This is a genomic window from Sphingobacterium arenae (assembly GCF_014692505.1).
Lineage (GTDB): Bacteria > Bacteroidota > Bacteroidia > Sphingobacteriales > Sphingobacteriaceae > Sphingobacterium > Sphingobacterium arenae.
Genome location: NZ_JACNYK010000001.1, coordinates 140,994 through 161,229 on the forward strand (window position 1 = coordinate 140,994; position 20,236 = coordinate 161,229).

The window sequence follows — 20,236 nt, forward strand, 5'->3', positions numbered from 1 at the left end:
AAAATGAAAAAGATAATAGGAATAATTTCTGTCGTGTTCGTCACGTTTTTCACCGCTTGTGAAAAGTATTTAGAAACAGAGTCGCCTTCTTCGTTGAGCCCGGAGACCGTATTCAACACCAGCTCCATGGCAAAAGCGGCCGTTATGGGGCTTTATGGACGGATGACAGACGCGTATATATACGGTCAGAAGCTTGCCGTCAACTGGCAAGGCGTGTCGGATACGGAATCCAATGGCAGCTTTAGCGAGACCAACTATGTCCAACCGACCAGTGATTACGGTGCCGGCAACTTTTTTGGTGATGCCAACAATCAAACCACCCGTTGGCAGCGTCTATATGAATTTGCCGAGATGTCCACGGCTGTCGTAGATGGCATCCGTAACTCCCCCATATTAGAAAGCGATGCAGCAACCATGAAACCACTATTGGGAGAAGCACTTACGCTCAAATCATTGGCCTTTTTTGAAATTGCGCGATATTGGGGTGATGCACCTTATAAAAAAGAAGCTTCTAAATCCGATCTTTCCAACGTATATTCCGGAAAGTCAGACAAAGATACCATTTACCACTATCTCGTGCAGGATCTAAACGAAGCACAGTCATACCTACCCTATAAAGGTGCTACGGGCGAATACGGTACCGTAGAGCGTATCACCAAAGGCTTTGCGAAAGGTCTGTTGGCAAGGGTAGCGTTATTTGCCGGAGGCTGGTCGTTAAGGGACGCGAGTCTATTCCCCAACTCCACGGCGGAAAAACACCCAACCATTCCCGAAACCAACGGTTACTACGTAGGACGTCCGAAAAACTGGCGCGATTACTATGAGATTGCTGCCCAGCATACGGCAGAGCTGATTGGCTCGCCCGACAACCCACACGCCTTAGATCCGAGCTTTCAACATATATGGGAAACCATATGTGGTGGTCAGTTGAACAGCTTCAATGAAAATCTTTTCGAAGTTGCGTTCGGTATGGGGCAGAACGGTGATATCGGCTCGTTAATGGGCTACGCGGTCGCAGGCGGATCTAAATACGGATCGAGGGGCTTCGGCGGTAGCTATGTAACCTCTACCGCATACTATTTTTACTCGTTCGACCGCGAAGATCAGCGTCGCGATGTAACCTTGACCTGGATTGGATACGGTGGCGATAATAAGGAAAATGTGAGCACCAACCCCTATGATGTTAAATTTGGAAAATGGCGGATATATTGGATGTCTGATGCCTATTTGGCGATGCATAAAACCGCTAGCGGAAGGATTGCTACCGGTGTGAACTGGATTTTGATGCGTTATTCGGACGTGTACCTGATGTATGCCGAAGCGTTGAGCCAATTAGAAAACCCAGACGCCGTACACGAAGCGGCCGGGATATCCGCACGCCAAGCCCTAGAAAAGGTACGTGAAAGAGCTTTCGGCACCGGGTCGGCAAAGATAACCCAATATGATCCCAATTTCTTGGACGCGGTCATCAACGAGCGTGCATGGGAGTTTGGAGGAGAATCAATCCGCAAACAAGATCTAGTCCGTTGGGGATTGCTATACGAGAAAATCGAAGACATGAAGAAAGCACTTTGTCTCATGTACGATAATACGCGACCCGTGACCATATTTGACAAAACCTATCAACCTTCGGATTTTCCCAAAACCGTCTACTACAGGTTCCGGAATGCAGAATACATAGATCAAAGCTCGTTAAATTATTATGGCGATCTTCCCGCTAATCCAGGAGGAGATTGGCTGTCTGTCTCTTGGTTTACAACGGCAGCCGAAAAACCGGCCACTGTAGAGCCGGGCCGTACCTACAACTATACCATGTGGCCCGTGAGAACGCTTCTGGCAGGAACAGGTCTGATGGCTTCATACGACTATTCGGAATTTCTATCTACCCTGACCTATGGAACGGAAATCCAAAATTTACTGCGACAATATAAAATGGGGAACGGCGTATGTAATTATCGCTATCCGTTTGCCATCTATGTGGACGATATCCGTGAGTCAAGAGGTTATTTAGAAAATTCATATGGATATTAATGCATTAGGGGAAACAATCATGAGAAAGATTTTAATAAATATGATCATGCTAGTTGCAACGGCACTAGCTATGTCAAGCTGCGAGAAGAAAGTAAACGATTGGGCGGTTGATCCATCGCACGAACGGCTTTTCCGCTCTTTAACTTTTGGACCTACCTTAACAGGAGATACGAATGTAGAAATTGGCTATACGCAAGTGGTATCGGCCGATCGCTATATCTTTGAATTTAGTAAAGATAGCTTAGAGTTTAACGAAATTGTCAAAACGGTAGAAATCCTAGCGGATACCTTAACGCCTTTTGCACCTTCTACCACACCGACGAGGGTACTATATCAAACAATATTTGAAGGCCTGGATGGCCTATCGCAGTATTCCGTAAGGATGAAGGGAATCAGTGATGAAACAGGGCTCGAATCGGACTATGTACAATTTGCATTTAGGACGGCAGCCGAACAATTGTTTACGGCTCCGGAGATTGCCGTGAACAGTATAACACTGCGTTGGCCTAAAAATTCGGAAGTGACCCATGTTTTTTTCGGTGATACCTTGGCGAATCGTACGGATACTGGTATTAAGGTCGAACGCATTGATCTGTCTGCAGAAAACAAAGCGGATGGTTCTATTACATTACGTGATTTGAAAGCAGGTACAGTATACACGGTTTCGATTTATAAGGATGACGTACAACGTGGACATATGTTCATCCGCACGGCCGGAATCGCCGGCGGAGAGGTGATTGCCGTAAAACCGGGAGATAATATAACCAGTCTGGCGGAGAACGCTGTCGCTGCCGGAAATTCGGATATTACCTTTGTATTTGCTGGTGGAAGCACTTATGATCTTGGAACTGTTACAATCCCTGCGGGAGTAACTAACGTCAGTATGACCGGCGAAATGACGCCAACCAGAACAAAACCTAAGGTAACGATCAATTCATTTAAGCTCGTAAATACACAATTCGGTCGGGTGATTTTTGAAAATCTTGACATATACGCCGCTAGTGGCGCTTCTTTCCTAATTACACAAGAACAGAATGGTGCCAATGTAGCGCATTACTCTTTTATCAATTGTTATATCGAACGGTTCGGAAATGGTGTGGTACGGTTGAACAACGCAGTCACTGTGGGTGGTGTTACCTTTGATAATTGTCAGATCGACCGAAACGGAGGCTGGGGTGTTGTAAATGTGGGGGGAAGTGAGGCTGTTGTAGATTCCATCAAGTTTACCAACAGTACGCTAACAGATCTTGCTACACAGCTCATGGATGTACGGGTTGCGGTTAAGAAGATCGCCGTAGAAAATTGCACATTCTACAACCAGCATGCTAGCATGGCTCAATTACTGCGCTTCGATACCAACCGGTTGCCGTTAGCATTTGTTGGAAGCAATAATATTATTGCTGGCACAAACAGCGGGGCGAAGCTGAATGCAACCAGCTATGACCATGCAAACTTCAGTCTTCCGGTATCCTTTGCAGGTAGCTATCGGACGAATGAGTTTGAGATAGAAAGGGATTCTCGTGGATTTGCGGATATTACCCTCTTCAGCGGTAGCGCTGCCGATCTTTTTGTAGATCCGGATGCCGGCGATTTTAGGATTAAACCAGGAAATGGTTTTGGCGGTCGTGGGACAGCTGGCGATCCGCGCTGGTTCGAATAAAAATAACCCGATATGCCCACAGGGAATAAGCTCCCTGTGGGCATATATAAATTACATATTGTTATGAACATACAGAAAATATACAATACGCTTTTTATCCCGTTGACTATCTTATCCTTAATAATATTTACCTTTTGTAGTAAGGGTAACGGTGTCACCGAGAATGACAGCGGTAACGACGATGACGATGGCCCAACGCCCGTTGTTGAAGAGGCATTAGCTTTTCCGGGGGCAGAGGGTTTCGGACAAAAAGTGACTGGAGGCCGCGGGGGGAAGGTTATTAAAGTAACCAATCTAAATGATGCCGGAGAGGGTAGCTTGCGCGCTGCAATCAGTGCATCTGGTGCTCGTATTATCGTATTCGACGTATCGGGTACCATTGAACTGCAATCACAACTAAACATCCGAAATCCCCATATTACGCTTGCTGGGCAGACGGCTCCCGGCGATGGCATTACCATCAAGAATTATCCGGTGGTGGTTTCCACGGAAAATGTCATTATACGCTATATGCGTTTCCGAATGGGCGATGAAAAAAATGTAGAGGCCGATGCTTTAGGTGGTTTCGAACAAAAGGATATTATCATCGATCATTGTTCGATGAGTTGGTCCACCGATGAGTGCGTATCTTTTTATAGCAATGAAAACTTCACCATGCAATGGTGCATTATCTCGGAGAGTTTACGGGTTTCTGCGCATGATAAAGGCGCACACGGTTATGGCGGAATATTTGGTGGAATAAAGGCTAGCTTTCACCATAATCTACTCGCACATCACGATAGCCGTAATCCGCGCTTTGGAGAGCGTGGCGGAACAGATATTGCCAAGCGTTCTCTAGTGGATTATAGAAATAATGTAATCTATAATTGGGCGGGGAACAGTGCCTATGGTGGTGAGGGAATGCACATCAATTTGGTCAATAATTATTATAAGCCAGGTCCCGCCACACGCGCGAAAACGCGTATTTATTCTATTGATAAAAGCAAAAACCCGGATGAGCCGATGTATGATATATGGGGGAAATATTATATTGCCGGAAATTTTTTTGAAGGCGAGCCGCAGGTGACAGAAGATAACTGGACTTATGGTGTTTATAACCAGTTTCATCACAGCTATGGTGACGTATCGGAGGCAGACAAGATCGCGATGCAAATCGGGACACCCCATGATAATGAAGGCAATGTCGAAACGCAGACGGCGCAAGATGCTTATGAAAAAGTTTTAGCGCATGTGGGTGCTAGCTTAAAAAGAGACGCCGTTGACCTGCGGATTATAGACGATGTACGCAATAAAACGTATACTGCTCATGGTTCCAGCGGTGATCAAAATAGCCGATTTGGCATTATTGACAGTCCGCAGGATGTAGGCGGTTGGCCCGAGTTACAATCGAACACCGCCCCGAAGGATTCGGATGGAGACGGCATGCCCGACGACTGGGAAGTTGCCCACACCCTCGATCCTCATAAGCCAAACGCCAATGGACGGGATCTCAGCACGGCGTATGATAATATTGAGGTGTACATGAATAGTCTAGTGAACATTAAATAACGATAGTATGATTTCAATATTGAAAATAAAAAATTGCATGCCAGGTATCTCTGTGCTTTGCTCTATCCTACTAATAGCCGTTTATCCCATCTTGATATCGTGTTCTAAAAGTTCGGAAACATCGGATGAAACTACGCCAATAGAAGGAGAGGATAAAACAATCAAAGCAAATGCTGTTGTAGCCGCAGATGGTACGGGGGATTTCACATCCCTTCAAGACGCGATTAATGCCGCACCAAATAATAGAACGGAATATTACTACATCTATATCAAAAAAGGCACGTATAAAGAGGTCATTACCGTGCCGAAGAATAAAGACTATATATACGTGGTCGGAGAAAACGAAGCAACCACCGTTTTAACGTATGATAATTATGCCAGCCGACGTAAACCGGATGGTTCTGAATATGGAACGAGTGGTTCGGCTTCTTTTTTCGTATATGGAAATAATTTCGTGGCCGAAAACATCACGTTTGAGAATACCGCTGGAATGACCGCGGGACAGGCGCTGGCGATCAATATTGGTGGTGCACGTTCCTCTTTTCGAAACTGTCGATTTTTAGGACACCAAGACACTTGGTATGCTGGCAATGGAACTTATCAATATTTGAAAGATTGCTTTATAGAAGGCTCAGTTGATTTTATTTTCGGCGGTTCGACAGCTTATTTTGACAACTGCCAATTGAAAAGCACACGCAACGGATACATTACGGCAGCATCTACACCAGAAAATCAGGCCTACGGCTATGTGTTTCAACACTGCAAGGTAACCGCCTATCCCACGGTAGCAGAAAGTTCCGTCTACCTCGGTAGGCCCTGGCGCCCGAATGCAAAGGTTATATTCATCGAATGCGCTATGGATGAGCACATACAACAACCCGGGTGGCATAATTGGGGGAATCCCGATAATGAAAAAACAGCTTTTTATGCCGAGTACAAATCTACCGGTATAGGCGCTAGCATAGATACCCGCGTTTCATGGTCTAGGCAGTTAACCGATGAACAGGCGGCCAGCTTCAGCTATGATAAGGTGATCGGCGGTAAGCATCCAGATTTTAAATCCGATGAAGTGAACATAACAATAGAATGAAGACCCTTTTCCCAAAAACGAAATACCAGACTGTAATTTTTAAAGAAAAAATATGATTTTTAACCGCACAAAGAAGATTTTGCTCAGCGCCACCGTTTTATGTATATTAAACAATATCCATCACGTGCAGGCGCAGTCCTCTACAAGTCCCTATCATTGGGACAACCTGCCGCAAATTACACAACCGGAATTTCCGAAAGACACTATCGACATCCGACAATTTGGAGCTAAGGGAGACGGGCGCACGCTCAATACCCACAGTATCCAAGAAGCACTTATCGCCTCGAGCAAAAAAGGCGGTGGTGTAGTTTTAATCCCTGCTGGATATTGGCTTTCCGGACCACTGGAATTGCAGAGCAACGTGAACCTGCATTTAGACGACAACGCCTTCTTACAGTTCACGACCGACTTTGATCAATATAAGATCGTAGAAGGAAACTATGAAGGCAAGCCATCTGCCCGAAACCAGTCTCCCATTAGCGGTAAAAGCTTAAAAAATATTGCCATTACCGGCAAGGGCACAATCGATGGTAACGGCGATGCCTGGCGCATGGTTGGAAAAGGAGCACTAACGGAAAGAGAGTGGCGCGATAAGGTTGCCTCTGGTGGACTGGTCAGCGAGGACGGCAAAACGTGGTTCCCTTCCGAAAAAACGAAACGGGCTCACGAGGAAAAACGTTCCGTTTTATTGGGCAAAGGGAAAACCTTGGCAGATTTTGAAGATATTAAGGACTACCTACGCCCCAACTTACTTGTTTTAACGCAATGTGAAAATGTACTACTAGAAGGTGTCACCTTACAGAACTCACCCGCATGGAACCTCCATCCGCTCATGAGCCAACATATCACGATCCGGGACGTCAAGATCAAAAATCCCGACTATGCCCAAAACGGAGACGGCATCGATATTGAATCTTGCTCTTATGTGCTCGTTGAAGATTGTATTTTAGATGTGGGTGATGATGCTATTTGTATCAAGTCGGGCAAAGACGAGGAAGGACGCAAAAGAGGTATAGCCACGGAAAAAGTAATCATCCGCCGTAATAAAGTATATTTAGGACACGGTGGATTCGTCGTAGGCAGTGAGATGTCGGGAGGTGCGCGAGATATTTTCGTCGAAGATTGTACGTTTATGGGCACGGACAAAGGGATACGTTTCAAGACCACACGTGGTCGCGGTGGTATCGTAGAGAATATTCATATCCGTGATATAAACATGTCACATATTGTTGACGAAGCCATTTTCTTTGATATGTACTACTGGACCAAACCACCAGAAGCAAACGAAGTACAGGAAATTCCTCCGGTAACGGTAGAGACACCACGAATTAGAAACGTATTTATCGAAAACATCCATTGCAACGGCGCTAAGGTAGGTGTCTTCGTGCGTGGGTTGCCGGAAATGCCAGTACAACATATCCATATGAAGAATTTAAACCTGACCGTGAATAAAGGAATTGAAATAAAAGATGCACAGCATATTACGATAGAAAATGCGCTATTAAATACCCAGACAGAAGCTCCTTTATTGTATATCGAAAGTGCAAAAGACCTTGCATTTAAAGGGTTGCAATTCGATCAGAAACAACCACAGGTTGTGGAAGTACATGGCTCCAATTCGTCGAATATTATCATTAAAAACACCCCGATTGATAAGGGTAATATGAGCTTCCATCATGGAGCAAGCAAAGAAGCAGTAACACTGAACTAAAACAGAAACAATGAGGAATAAAAATAGGTTAAAGAGGATTTTATTGGCGGCCACGGTACTATTCGCTCCGTGGGTGCTGTTACGCGCACAACAAGAGCTAAAACTGAAATATGATAAACCTGCCACCGATTGGAACGAAGCGCTGCCGCTTGGCAACAGCCGGCTAGGTGCCATGGTTTTTGGAAACCCAGCGAAAGAACAAATACAGTTGAACGAAGAAACGATATGGGCGGGCGAACCGGGCAATAACGTTCCCAAAAACACATACGACAAGATTGTAGCGATCCGAAAACTATTGGCAGAAGGCAAGGCCAAGGAGGCTCAGGACCTGTCGAATGCGACCTTCCCGCGACAAGCACCCGATGGTTTAGATTATGGGATGCCTTATCAAACCTTTGGAAGTCTTTGGTTAAATTTCCCAGGGCACGAGACATTCAGCGATTTTTATCGCGAGCTCGACATCCAAGATGCGGTAGCACGCACATCGTATAAGGTGGACGGCGTTCAATATAATCGAGAAGTGTTTGCTTCTTTTACGGACGATGTTGTCATCGTTCGTTTAACTTCCTCCAAGAAAAATGCCCTTTCGTTTTCCATGGGGCTCAGCACTCCCCATAAGATACACGCGCTAACCGCAACAGAAAAACAGTTGAGCCTGTCGGGTACCAGCGGATCAGCGGATCGCAAAACGGGGAAAGTAAATTTTGAAGGTACCGTGCAGCCGCTCCTAAAGGGAGGACAGCTGACCGTAAACGGGAATAGCTTTGACATCAAAAATGCGGACGAGGTGATCTTGTATATTTCTATTGGCACCAATTTCAATCGGTATAACGATTTAAGTGGAAACCCGTCCAAACGGGCACAAACGATATTGGACAAGGCATTACGTATAAAATATGATAAGGCACTGGCTAACCATAGCCAAAAATACCAACATTTTTTTAACCGAGTACAGCTGGATCTGGGCACCTCGGCACAGGCTAATAAGACAACCGATGTACGGGTACAAGAGTTTGCAACTGCACACGACCCTGCTTTGGTTTCTTTGTATTTTCAATTTGGGCGATACCTGCTAATCAGTTCCTCGCAGCCCGGTGGTCAGCCAGCGAACCTACAGGGTATATGGAATGAAAAGTTATCTCCGCCATGGGACAGTAAGTATACCGTTAACATTAACACCGAGATGAATTATTGGCCCGCCGAGGTGACTAATCTATCGGAAATGCACGAGCCCCTATTTTCGATGTTGGAAGATCTTTCGGTAACCGGACAGGAAAGCGCACGGGAAATGTACCATGCCCGTGGATGGAATATGCATCATAATACGGATCTGTGGCGCATTACAGGTGTTGTGGATGGTGGTTATTACGGCATGTGGCCGATGGGAGGCGCTTGGTTAAGCCAACATCTATGGCAGCATTACCTCTACAATGGACAAACATCCTTTTTGCAGAAATATTATAATATACTGAAAGGGAAAGCACTGTTCTACCTCGATATTCTGCACGAAGACCGTTCTGGAAAATGGCTGGTCGTCAGTCCTTCGATGTCGCCGGAAAACTCGTATCTGCCGGGTAGTGTTGGCGTGTCAGCCGGTACCACCATGGATAATCAATTGATCTTTGATGTGTTCCACAACTTTATCGATGCTGCAAAAATATTGGATGTAGATACACCGTTGGCGGACTCCGTAAAAGCTGCATTGGATCGTTTGCCTCCTATGCAGATTGGACAGCATACGCAGTTACAAGAATGGTTAGCGGACCTGGATAAAACGACTGACCAGCACCGGCACATCTCTCACTTGTATGGGTTATATCCGGCCGGGCAGATATCGCCTTTCCGTAATCCAGATTTGACAGAAGCAGCCGTCAATTCGTTGATCTACCGCGGCGATAAGTCGACCGGATGGTCCATGGGCTGGAAAGTGAACTGGTGGGCTCGCCTATTGGATGGTAACCAAACGTATAAACTCATTCAGGAGCAGTTGAGTCCACCTGTGGGCGATAAAGGACAGGGAGGAGGTACCTATCCAAATTTATTGGATGCGCATCCCCCTTTCCAAATTGACGGGAATTTCGGCTGTACGTCTGGTATCGCGGAAATGCTGGTACAGTCTTATGACGGGAATGTTTTTATCCTGCCAGCCTTACCCGACGCCTTACCTCATGGCAGCGTCAGTGGTTTGAAAGTCCGTGGCGGATTTGAAATTGACATGACTTGGGCAGATAGCAAACTAAAGACATTGACCATTAAATCAACATTAGGCGGAAACTGTCGCCTTCGTCTAGCGCAGGAAACAAATTTGAAAGGTAATCTCATGATGGACATCGCAGAGGGAGAAAACCCGAATCCATTCTATCGGGTGCATCCGATCAAAGATCCGCTGATATCCGCTAAAGCAAATTTGAAAGGTTTTAAACTTCCAGAGACAAAGCTAATGGAGTTTGATACGAAGGCCGGTAAGACGTATACGTTTGTTAATCAGCAGTAGAGCGGAAATGTGTAGCGTCAAAGCTTATTACCTGAACCATGTTAGGTTGTTCGGGTAATAAGCCAAACTATGCATGTCCCAAATGTGAAGATTCATTTTTTAGGAAGGTACGCTGGCGTCTTTCATCGTGTCTTTGTACATGTACATGTGAATGCCTGCACGGTACTTTTCTGCTTTGTACAAGAACAAAGCCAACATGTCACGTGAGTTACGGATTATGTTCCGTGACTTTGCGGTCAACTACAAGTACATCGTCGTTCACGCACGTGACATCTTTGACAAGTACCGTGCAGTCATCGACCATCAAAAGGACATTGTCGTTATGTCAGGCAACAAGTACGTTTTGACACGGAACAAAGCCGACAACTACAGTGACTTAATGATTAAGTCACTGTACATAGCCACTAAGTACATGCGCAACGGCACGATGTACATGCACAATGGAACGATGTACATGCACAATGGAACGATGTACATGTACAAAAAGCGTGCTTTTGTCTCTTCTTGACATAGTATCATAATTATTTGGCGTTCTATCTTCGTAAATTAACTTATTTTTTCTATTTTAATGAAAAAATCGACATACATAGATTACATGGATATGAAGCTCCTGATAACCGATTCTTATAAATTCGCATTGTTCTTATTGTGCCTCTTTTCAGCTCCCCTATCAAGAGCGCAGGAAACGATTGTATCCTATGTTACCAAAAACGGTGGTCGTACCGTACACAAGGATTCAGCAGAATATACCAGCATACTACGCATAAAACCAAACGAGCAAGGGCTGTATGAACTTAACGACTATTATCAAAACGGCAACTTGAAACGCCATGGTTGGGTAAAGACACTTGACCCTATGCGACTCCGCCTAGAAGGCATGGTAGAGACCTACTATGATAGCGGATCGCTGGAGGCAACTACCTATTATTCCGACAATAAGCGGATTGATACGGCCCATCGCTATTACGAAAGCGGCATTTTAAAAGAAATAAAGGTTTATTTAAAACCGCAAGAAGGACAAAAGCGACCAGCATGGGACGGGACAAACAAACGCTTGCTCTACTACGCAGACTCCGTAGGTCGAATACAAGTGCAGGGAGGGAGCGGTAACATCGTGCTTCCGCACGACAACGGTATCGATGTCGAACAAGGGGTGTACAGGGAAGGCTTACGCGAAGGCCGTTGGGAGGGATCCTTTCGAAAAGGAAAATACCACTTTGAGGAATGGTACCAGGAAGGAATAGTTACGCGAGGCGTTAGCACCGATAGTACAGGAACAAAGCATCCTTATACGGAAAGAGATGTTCAGCCGGAATATCCAGGCGGCGTACAAAATCTTAGGCGGTTTGCGGCACAGCATTATCGCTATCCAAAAGGAGCTGTTCGGGCCCGTGTAAAAGGGCAAGTCATCCTCCGCTTTGTGGTTGATACAGCGGGTAACCCAACAGATTTTGAAATCGTGAACGATTTGGGATACGGCACCGCGGCAGCCGGCATTGAAATGCTCAAAAAGTCAGAAAAATGGTCGCCGGGCTATCAACGGGGTGTTCCAGTCCGTGTGGCCTATACGTTGCCAATTTCATTAAATATCGGTCCTCGTCGTCAACCATAAAAGTACTAATTTAGATTTCGCTCCACGAGCGGCTTACCATCTGTTTCAATACATCTTGCATCCGCTTATGGTAATGCTTTTTCGGTCTATACAGCTCAACCGCACGCCGCTGTGCAGCTTCTGCTTCTGCATAAAAACCGACTTGATACAGCAATTTTGCAAGGATATGGTGTGATTGTCCGCGATCGGGGAGTAGCACCACAGATTTATGCATCCAGCGGATGCCGTCGAATAATATTTCCGGATCATCTTTTCCGAAGGCCAAGAGTTGGTTCGCCCCATAATTCAAGCGATCCACCTGCTCTTTTACGTAGTGTGGGCGCTGCTTTTCCAACCAGCTCTGGAAACGTAGATTTTCGAGGCTGTCCAAAGCAAACCCTCTTCTCGGAATATGCACATTTTTGTTGTTGGCATAATCCAACTTCGCTAAGGAATCTTGGTCTAGCTGATAGAAATAAGTATTATAATAATTCCTTGCATAGGAGCAGTACCGTGCTGTATCTCCGGAAAGCTGCAAATACTTCATTGGATAGAAACTTCGGGCCATATTACCTCGCAAGTGATGTGATTGCCAAGTATTCGCAACGCGGTTTCCTAAGTTTTGAGCCAAAGCAAAGTTCTTTTTATCCAATGCTTCCCGAAAGGTTTGACGCTGTATACGTCCGTTTATCTCTTTGCGGGTGGGGAGCGGCAAGGTCGCGTATAGACTATCCACCATTTTGCGGTTGGTATAAGCTAATCGATAGGTCGGGCTATCATATATCGGTCCGCAACGTAGCAGAAACACCACCGTTTCAAAATTATTCAGCTCCTGTACCGTAAGGCCAGAAACATAATCATTCAATACTTGCTGATCCGTATACTGATCAAAAATTTGGTATTGTTTCAGCAACTTTCGTAATAACAATTGGTTGCGAAAGCCTTTTTTATATTGTGCGGCTAATTTACCCAATGTTTCACCTCTCGCTATAGTTCTTACCGAGTCAATCAACTTCAACAAGGTGTCTTCCTGCATAATATGTTTATTATAGCGAAGTAGTGGATACCCCGCTGTATCCATAAAGAAATAAGTAGGGTTGGTAAGATGATAGGCTTTTAAAACCGGATGGAGAAAATCTGCTGGGTCAATCCGCACCATACCCGAAACAAACTCTTCCTTGAGAATATCTTTCGTCCGTTTTGATATAGACAGGCTATCAAAAGGAGAAAAATGCTCATTTCGTTGATGTACAAGGAAGAAGATGAGCTTACCCTGCTGTTTGGCATTATTTAACAAGCTGCTGTACGCCACATTCTGCGAATAATCCGATTGGGCCACCGACACATGAGCAGTAAAAAAATGGAGGAATAATACGATTAAAATTTTATGATCAATCATAATAGGACTATAAGCTTCGTTACGTCCCATAAAGATATAGAATTGTACGAAATATACCTTACCTCACCGTAGATAAATTGATGTATTTTTTCGTCCAATCGTTCAAATAACAACCGATGTTATTGTCACGGCAATATTACTGAAAATGAGGCTATTTCGTCAATTATTCGTCGCCGTAAGGCAAAAATAAGTCGATCTAATTCGTAACTTTAACAGCTATAAACCTCGCTATATACTTATGATTAGAAACTACTTTTGTATACTGGTTCTGTTGTCCGCATCGGCGATCGTCATGGGCCAAGACAGGCATAATCCTACACCCCAAAATTACCTCAGCATGAGGTGGACAACGGTTGCGACCGGAATGCCGTCGGCGTGGTATAGCACCGATGAAGCTAAGCGGGTCGCAGAAAACGTATTGATCAGTCAAAAGGATATCGGTGGCTGGGTAAAAAACCAACCTTATCACCATGTCTTTTCCGACTCCCTTAGCGCTTATTATAAAAGTACTAAAAAGGATGTCGGAGGTACGTTTGATAACGGGTCTACCATCAGTGAGTTAAGATTTTTAGCCAAGGTATATACGCATTTTAAAGACGAAAGGTACAAAGAAGCCTTTAATAAAGGGTTGAATTACATTTTCTTGGCCCAGTACGATAATGGCGGTTGGCCTCAGTTCTATCCCGTCAGGGATGCTGGAGAGGAGAGACGTACGGACAGGACCGTACCTTATTCCATGCATATCACCTATAACGATAACGCCATGGTGAACATCATGAACTTTCTTAAGGATATTTATGCTGATGTTCCGGAATTTGTCTCCCTAAAAATTGCCCCGAATACAAAAGACAAAGCACGAAAAGCGTTCGATAAGGGTGTAGACTGCGTGCTTAAAACGCAGATCAACGTTAATTCTAAACCGACAGTGTGGTGTGCGCAGCATCATTACAAAACACTTGCTCCGGTTAAAGCCAGGTCTTACGAACTGGAGTCTTTTAGCGGATCAGAGTCCGTGGGTATTGTCGCGTTGCTTATGGATATAGATCATCCTTCTGCAGCCGTTATCGCCGCAGTCGACGGTGCGTGTACTTGGTTCGAGCAGAATAAAATTGAGGGGATACGCGTGGAGCGGCAGATGGATTCACAGGGCAACCGCAACACCGTCGTAGTCGCCGACAAGGAGGCACTGCCGATATGGGCCCGGTTCTACGATTTGGAAACCGCTAAGCCCTATTTTTGTGATCGTGATGGTATAAAGAAGTATGCGCTGGACGAAATTGGAGCGGAGCGCCGCAATGGCTACAGTTGGTATACGAATGCGCCACAACGCGTGCTCGATGCCCAGTCCGACTGGCATAAAAAATGGGGAGTGGATTAAAAAAATCAGCGGTTGGCCCTTTTTATTCCTGCACGTCAATTATTACCCTTTTATATCGGGTAAGTCGAGGTGTTCCATGATCCGTAACTGCCAGAATGATATGCATGGTACCCGTTCCTGGAGGCATTACCCGACTGGTTTTTACATCCAACCACGCCTGTGGCTGATCAAAAGCATAAATAGCATGCTTAACACCGGTGGCGGAGTTGGACATTCGTCTTGTACCTGGCTCTTCATAACAAAACCATTCAAAAGAAAGCGCATCGCCGTCTGGATCGATCGTGCTTGTGGCGCTAAGCTTCACACGCTCCCCAGGTTTGGCTTTGATGTATTCCGGATGATCAAGCTTCACAATAGGTGGATGATTTGTCTTATCATAAGGCTTAATTGTCCAATCCATTCGAGCCGCAAAGTCATTTTGATAGGCGGAACGCCAACGCCAGATGGTCGCGTGGTTGGTCGTATGCCATTCTCCATCTATTCCTAAAACCTCATCCTGGACATTGGTCCATATAGGACGTGTTTCGGGTTCCAAAAACCATTTCTCGGTTTTGGGAGTGTATAGTTCATACCTGCCGCCCCAGCCGCCCCAATCGGGGCGATCCGGATGACTAAGACCATTGTTGATCAAGTGAAAAAACGAGGGGGTATCGCCTTCCATCATAAATTCCCAGCGGGGATATAGTTCTCCCAAGGGCCCTTTCTCCCGGATGTTCTTATCCAACCATTCATTGGTAACCAGCGAAAAATCGGCACCGCCAAATCTGCCATGAAATTTGTCTCCTCCAATGGCAATCCAGGTCGCATGGTGAAATCCACCACCTGCATTCACACCGGGAGTGACGATGTAAAATAGGTCGGGAAATTCTTTACGTATCCAGGGACCGCTGTTGTCCTGATCGGAAATGGCGTACACACGAAGTTTCGCCACAAACTCCGCCAGCTCTTCCGGCGATCTTGTCTTTCGGACTTTCCATAGTGCTTGTGCCAGCACGTTGGGTCCACCCCATACGGTAACCCATAAGGGTCTTTGGTCTTCGTTATCAACGGATTGTATTAATCGTTCAGAGCCTGGTGAGTCCTTTCCTTCACCCACTGCATCCATTCCGTCCCGTTCGATGCCCTGTGCTATTTGTTCCTTCAGGTAAGCCGCAGTGGGATAGCCGGGTTCATGTAATTCCAGGTTATCCCTCACTTTACCATAGGCGGTCACGATGCGGTCTATATATTCCGGTTCCACACGATAATCTGGCCCATGAGGTGTTGCTATTAATCCTTCAATGTCGAAATGATTGGCATAGGTCATTAAACGTACCATGGACATTTGATCGTCGGGATCTCCGCCTATATCCGTAAGTACGATTAAACGATTCTTTTGCTGTGCATTTACAGCGGGTAAAGTACACCATACCATCAACCAAAATAGAAGGTTTAGTTTGTTAATAGAAGTTTTTCGCATCACTACCAGCTTTTTAACGTTAATTTTTTATCGTGGCTTATTTTTGAGGATTTTCACTGTTTTGTTTCTGTGTAATCTCTTCTACTAAACTGTTCAGATACACTTCCAGGTTTGTATATCCGGTTTTGCTCCATGTTACAGTATTGCCGTCGGAGGCATCATTCGGATTCAATTTGTTTGAATTTTCCCACCAATCGGGCATACCGTCGCCGTCAGAATCTTTCAGCAATTCGGGGTTAACACCACTGTCGCTCAAATCGGGCCACGCACTTTTTGCGTTCGAAGACTTTACATCATGAGGAACGTCTATGAGTCCGGGATAATTTTTAGCGTCAGAAGAAACGCTGCCAAAATAAGTCGCTGTACCGTTTTTTGTTTCTTCAACGATGCGTGCATCAATGATGTCGCGCTGTTTTGAACATCCTGCATGTTGCAAAACTAAATGATACGCTTCCTGAGCCGTGTGGGTGGTCATGACGTCGGTTTCCAACGGCGAGTAAAGGTGCATCTCTTTTTTTACTTGTTCTGTAAACGTGTTATCATTGTTATCCGCAATTTGCGCATAGATTCCTTTTGGCCAGTTATTTTTTGTTGTTTCCGGATCTCCTTCTACCACATTTCCGTCTACATAAAAACGCCCCCAAACATGCTCCATGGGTTTCCATGCGTTGGGTTGACCATTCTTTCCGGTTACATATTCGGAAGTACGGACGCCGATCGCAGCAATACGGTAGCGGACGCGACTGTTCTTCGGCGTCGCCGGACCGGGCTTGTAATAATTGTTTACAATGTTTACGTGCATTCCTTCCCCACCGTAACATCCGGCTCCCGCCCAGTTATAAAATACATTGTTGCGCATATCCACATATTCCCGTTCCTGCGTCGAAACATGAGGACCCAAACGCGGCATACGGCTTTCGTGATGCGCCATCAGATTATGATGAAAGGAAGACCGGTGTCCGCCGACAATGGCTCCATAACCATGTTTTCCCTTCGCATGTCCGGCTGTACGAAGGCTTTCCGAAATCAGGCACCATTGCACCGTTACGTTTTCGCCGCCATAGAAAGTACAGGTTTCATCAACCGACCAGCTGATGGAACAATGGTCGATGATGATATTCCGGTTTTTTGAACCTCCTAATCCGTCCGGCTCTCCATCCCCCTCATTACCCACGCGAAAACGCATGTAACGAATAATTACATTATCTGCGTTAACGGATACCGGATAGCGCGCAATACAGATCCCCTGTCCGGGCGCTGTCTGTCCGGCAATGGTCAAGTTGCCGTTGACGATAGGCAGCCGGCTGTTCAGAAAAATAGTTCCGGCCACATCAAATACCACCGTACGTGTGCCCTTCTGAGAGACAGCATGACGAAAGGTACCCGGCTCGTTGCCGTCTTCCAGCGTGGTTACGTGATATACCGTTCCTCCGCGTCCACCGGTAGTGTAGCGTCCAAAACCCTCGGCTCCCGGAAAAGCTGCAATGTCATGCTGTGCAGATCCGTATAGAGCAGAAAAGACAGACAGTAAAAAAATAAAAAGACTTTTCATATGGTTACAATTTTTAGCATTCCTCGACTAAAACATTTTTATCAAAATGGATCATATAACAAAGATAGAATTGCAAAGAAAAGGCAAGTACCAAAAATTGATAAAAGAATACTAAAAATTGATAAAAAGTAGGATTGTTTCTCCACATTATTTTACGTCAAAAACACCATCCAAAAAAGTGACGGTATAATCCATCATCGGTTGAAACCAAGGGTTGAAGAACCAAAATGGATGAGGTGTATCGGGAAATTCTCGGATTTCCCAATAAATACCATACCGATCAAGCTTTTTAACCATATCGTCTCGCCCCGCATGAAATCTTGGAATAGAACTATTTAAAAATATAATCGGAGCCGAATTTTGAGAAGTATGATTTAGCGGAGCCGCGGATTCCCAGTTTGTTGGATTCTGTTCATAGGTGCCATCCAACCAATTGGATGCGGCCGTGCCCTCGGAAGACTCTGGGTGTCGGAACGCAAGCGTTCCGTCAATATTAATAACTGCTTGGACATCGGATAGCTGCTCGGCACTTCCTCGACCCGGTCCCTCAAAATCAGGATTCCCATTCGTGACCCCCAATAGACTAGCCAATTGTCCTCCTGCAGAGGTTCCCAAACTGGCTATGTGCTTCGTATCCAACTGGATTTTATCTGCATTGGCCCGCATCCATCGGACAGCCGATTTAAGATCGTATACCGCCTCCGGATATTTTGCTTCTAAAGACAAACGATATTCTACCGCAACGGCTACGTAACCCTTAGCCGCCAAAGCTTTGCCGATCGTGTGCATTTGGGATTTATCGCCCGATTGCCACCCTCCTCCATGAATCAACAGCACACCCGGATAGCGCTTCGACGTATTCCCTTCAGGACGGAACACATCTAAAAACAAAGGCCTATCCCCGACCCTATCATATTCTTGATCTAAAGACGATAACACCGGCGTTTTTGATTCCGCAATACGGATATACGGTCGGTATTTTCGCTCCTTCAAGTAAGTGGCATGCAAGGTGAAAGAGGTGTCTCGGGGAACAGATACAGTTGGTTCTAACCATGCCCATCGCTTCGCCCAATCGTTCAGATAATCTGTCCGATGAATGGAGAGGGTACGTGCGCCTTGTTGACCATCCAAAAAAAACTTTTCATCCGGCAAATCACCAAACCAATTCTCACCCAGCTTATAATCCCCCGACTGTTCGTTCCCCGGCCAAGGAGCCGTACTGATAAAGCCACCTGTTAATCCATCTAACTCTTTAATTGTACTGCTTGTTTTATAGGTTACTTCTTCCGGTTTTTTGGAAGAATAGCGGATCGCATAGGTTCCATTTCCAATGTAATATCCTGGCCATACTTGTCCTAGAGCCTCCATGGTAAAGCATACAGAATCCGGTGCGATAGGCTCCTCTGGGCCTGAAAATTGCCACTCCACCACGCCGTAGGCCGGAACGCTATCACGAAAACTGCTATTCCCTTGGAAAACCGTCTTCGAGCTGTGCGCAATCCGGGTATATACCCCTCCCCAGCTTTCGCGTCCAGGATCGTCTGGGTTTCCGTGTAGGAGATAACCTAACGACGGCGTATCCCCCATTTTAATATGACCTGCGTAATAATGGATAAAATCAGCACCCATGGCTCCTCGCCCTCTAATATAATTGTCGTAGTAAGCAATTCCATGCATGTCTTTTGGTGCATCCTCGTCTTCCATAAACCAACCTCTATACGTCGCGTTGGATTCGATAAACCAAAGATCAGCGTGATTCTGCGCAATATAATGATAGGCGTTGATACTCCATTTTTTATTGGGACCCCCGATCCAGAATACACGTATGTTGGATTTAATTTCGGGGGCGTCATAGAGCGCTTGGGCCAGATCTTCCAATCCGCCCCAAACCAATATCCAAAGTGGTTGTTCACTCTTTTTTTGGGCACACGAAACAATCCAGTCGGAGCCTTCTGTTGACTCCGAATATCCGCGGTAAGGTGCTTCGGCGATTACCCCTTGCTTGGATATGCTCCGTAATTCTTCAGGAGATCGAAGCGCAGGGTTCTTTTTGCTTAATATCGGGTAGTCCTTTTCGTATAGATCTATCATTTCGAGAATGTCCTTTTTTCTGCCTTTACCGAAGGGGGAGGAAATTAACCCCTCGATTTCGAAGCGGTCGGAATACATCAATAGATGGATCATGGATTGATTATCATCGGGATCTGTTCCTCCGATATCTGTACTAACGATTATTCGAGGCTTCCCATTGTTCTGTGCCCATACAGATGTGGTAGCCAGCAGTCCTATAAAAAAAAACGAAAGGTATATTCTGAACATCATT

General features: G+C 45.6%; 13 protein-coding genes. 9 read left to right on the top strand and 4 right to left on the bottom strand.

Annotated features, from left to right (window positions below; translation table 11 throughout):
- Positions 1–3: 3 nt before the first annotated feature.
- The 8 genes from H8B17_RS00700 to H8B17_RS00735 all read left to right on the top strand — a co-directional run bounded on the left by H8B17_RS00700 (position 4) and on the right by H8B17_RS00735 (position 12,146).
- Entirely contained in the window at positions 4–2,031 is a 2,028-nt protein-coding gene (locus H8B17_RS00700; RefSeq protein WP_223816269.1) for a RagB/SusD family nutrient uptake outer membrane protein, read from the top strand.
- Between the two features lie 19 nt (positions 2,032–2,050).
- Positions 2,051–3,691 (top strand): DUF5123 domain-containing protein, encoded by a 1,641-nt coding sequence (locus H8B17_RS00705; protein WP_190307267.1) that lies wholly within the window; start codon positions 2,051–2,053, stop codon positions 3,689–3,691.
- Positions 3,692–3,754: 63 nt separating this feature from the next.
- A complete protein-coding gene (locus H8B17_RS00710; RefSeq protein WP_190307268.1) occupies positions 3,755–5,239 on the top strand; it encodes a pectate lyase in 1,485 nt (494 codons plus the stop codon).
- A 7-nt stretch (positions 5,240–5,246) separates the two neighbouring features.
- On the top strand, positions 5,247–6,329 hold the full coding sequence (locus H8B17_RS00715) for a pectinesterase family protein (protein ID WP_223816270.1): 1,083 nt from the start codon (positions 5,247–5,249) through the stop codon (positions 6,327–6,329).
- A 52-nt stretch (positions 6,330–6,381) separates the two neighbouring features.
- Positions 6,382–8,040: a glycoside hydrolase family 28 protein gene (locus H8B17_RS00720; protein ID WP_190307270.1), complete on the top strand. Its 1,659-nt coding sequence runs from the start codon at positions 6,382–6,384 to the stop codon at positions 8,038–8,040.
- Positions 8,041–8,050: 10 nt separating this feature from the next.
- Complete coding sequence (locus tag H8B17_RS00725; protein WP_190307271.1) at positions 8,051–10,534, top strand: glycoside hydrolase family 95 protein; 2,484 nt, start codon at positions 8,051–8,053, stop codon at positions 10,532–10,534.
- A 196-nt stretch (positions 10,535–10,730) separates the two neighbouring features.
- Entirely contained in the window at positions 10,731–11,042 is a 312-nt protein-coding gene (locus H8B17_RS00730; RefSeq protein ID WP_190307272.1) for a hypothetical protein, read from the top strand.
- Positions 11,043–11,135: 93 nt separating this feature from the next.
- A complete protein-coding gene (locus H8B17_RS00735) occupies positions 11,136–12,146 on the top strand; it encodes an energy transducer TonB (protein ID WP_223816271.1) in 1,011 nt (336 codons plus the stop codon).
- Positions 12,147–12,156: 10 nt separating this feature from the next.
- Here the strand turns inward: H8B17_RS00735 and H8B17_RS00740 are convergent, their stop codons facing one another.
- The gene (locus tag H8B17_RS00740) at positions 12,157–13,554 is read right to left on the bottom strand and encodes a hypothetical protein (RefSeq protein WP_190307274.1); all 1,398 of its coding nucleotides are present in this window, start codon (positions 13,552–13,554) and stop codon (positions 12,157–12,159) included.
- 208 nt (positions 13,555–13,762) lie between these two features.
- On the opposite strand from H8B17_RS00740, the gene pelA reads away from it, so the two are divergent.
- On the top strand, positions 13,763–14,902 hold the full coding sequence (gene pelA, locus H8B17_RS00745) for a pectate lyase (RefSeq protein WP_190307275.1): 1,140 nt from the start codon (positions 13,763–13,765) through the stop codon (positions 14,900–14,902).
- Positions 14,903–14,924: 22 nt separating this feature from the next.
- Here the strand turns inward: pelA and H8B17_RS00750 are convergent, their stop codons facing one another.
- The 3 genes from H8B17_RS00750 to H8B17_RS00760 all read right to left on the bottom strand — a co-directional run bounded on the left by H8B17_RS00750 (position 14,925) and on the right by H8B17_RS00760 (position 20,235).
- Positions 14,925–16,361 carry a DUF1593 domain-containing protein gene (locus H8B17_RS00750; protein ID WP_223816272.1) on the bottom strand — a complete coding sequence of 479 codons (1,437 nt, stop codon included), beginning with the start codon at positions 16,359–16,361 and terminating at the stop codon, positions 14,925–14,927.
- A gap of 37 nt (positions 16,362–16,398) precedes the next feature.
- Positions 16,399–17,913 carry a pectate lyase family protein gene (locus H8B17_RS00755; RefSeq protein WP_223816273.1) on the bottom strand — a complete coding sequence of 505 codons (1,515 nt, stop codon included), beginning with the start codon at positions 17,911–17,913 and terminating at the stop codon, positions 16,399–16,401.
- Between the two features lie 147 nt (positions 17,914–18,060).
- Positions 18,061–20,235 (bottom strand): nucleoside hydrolase-like domain-containing protein, encoded by a 2,175-nt coding sequence (locus tag H8B17_RS00760; protein WP_190307276.1) that lies wholly within the window; start codon positions 20,233–20,235, stop codon positions 18,061–18,063.
- Between the last annotated feature and the right edge of the window lies 1 nt (position 20,236).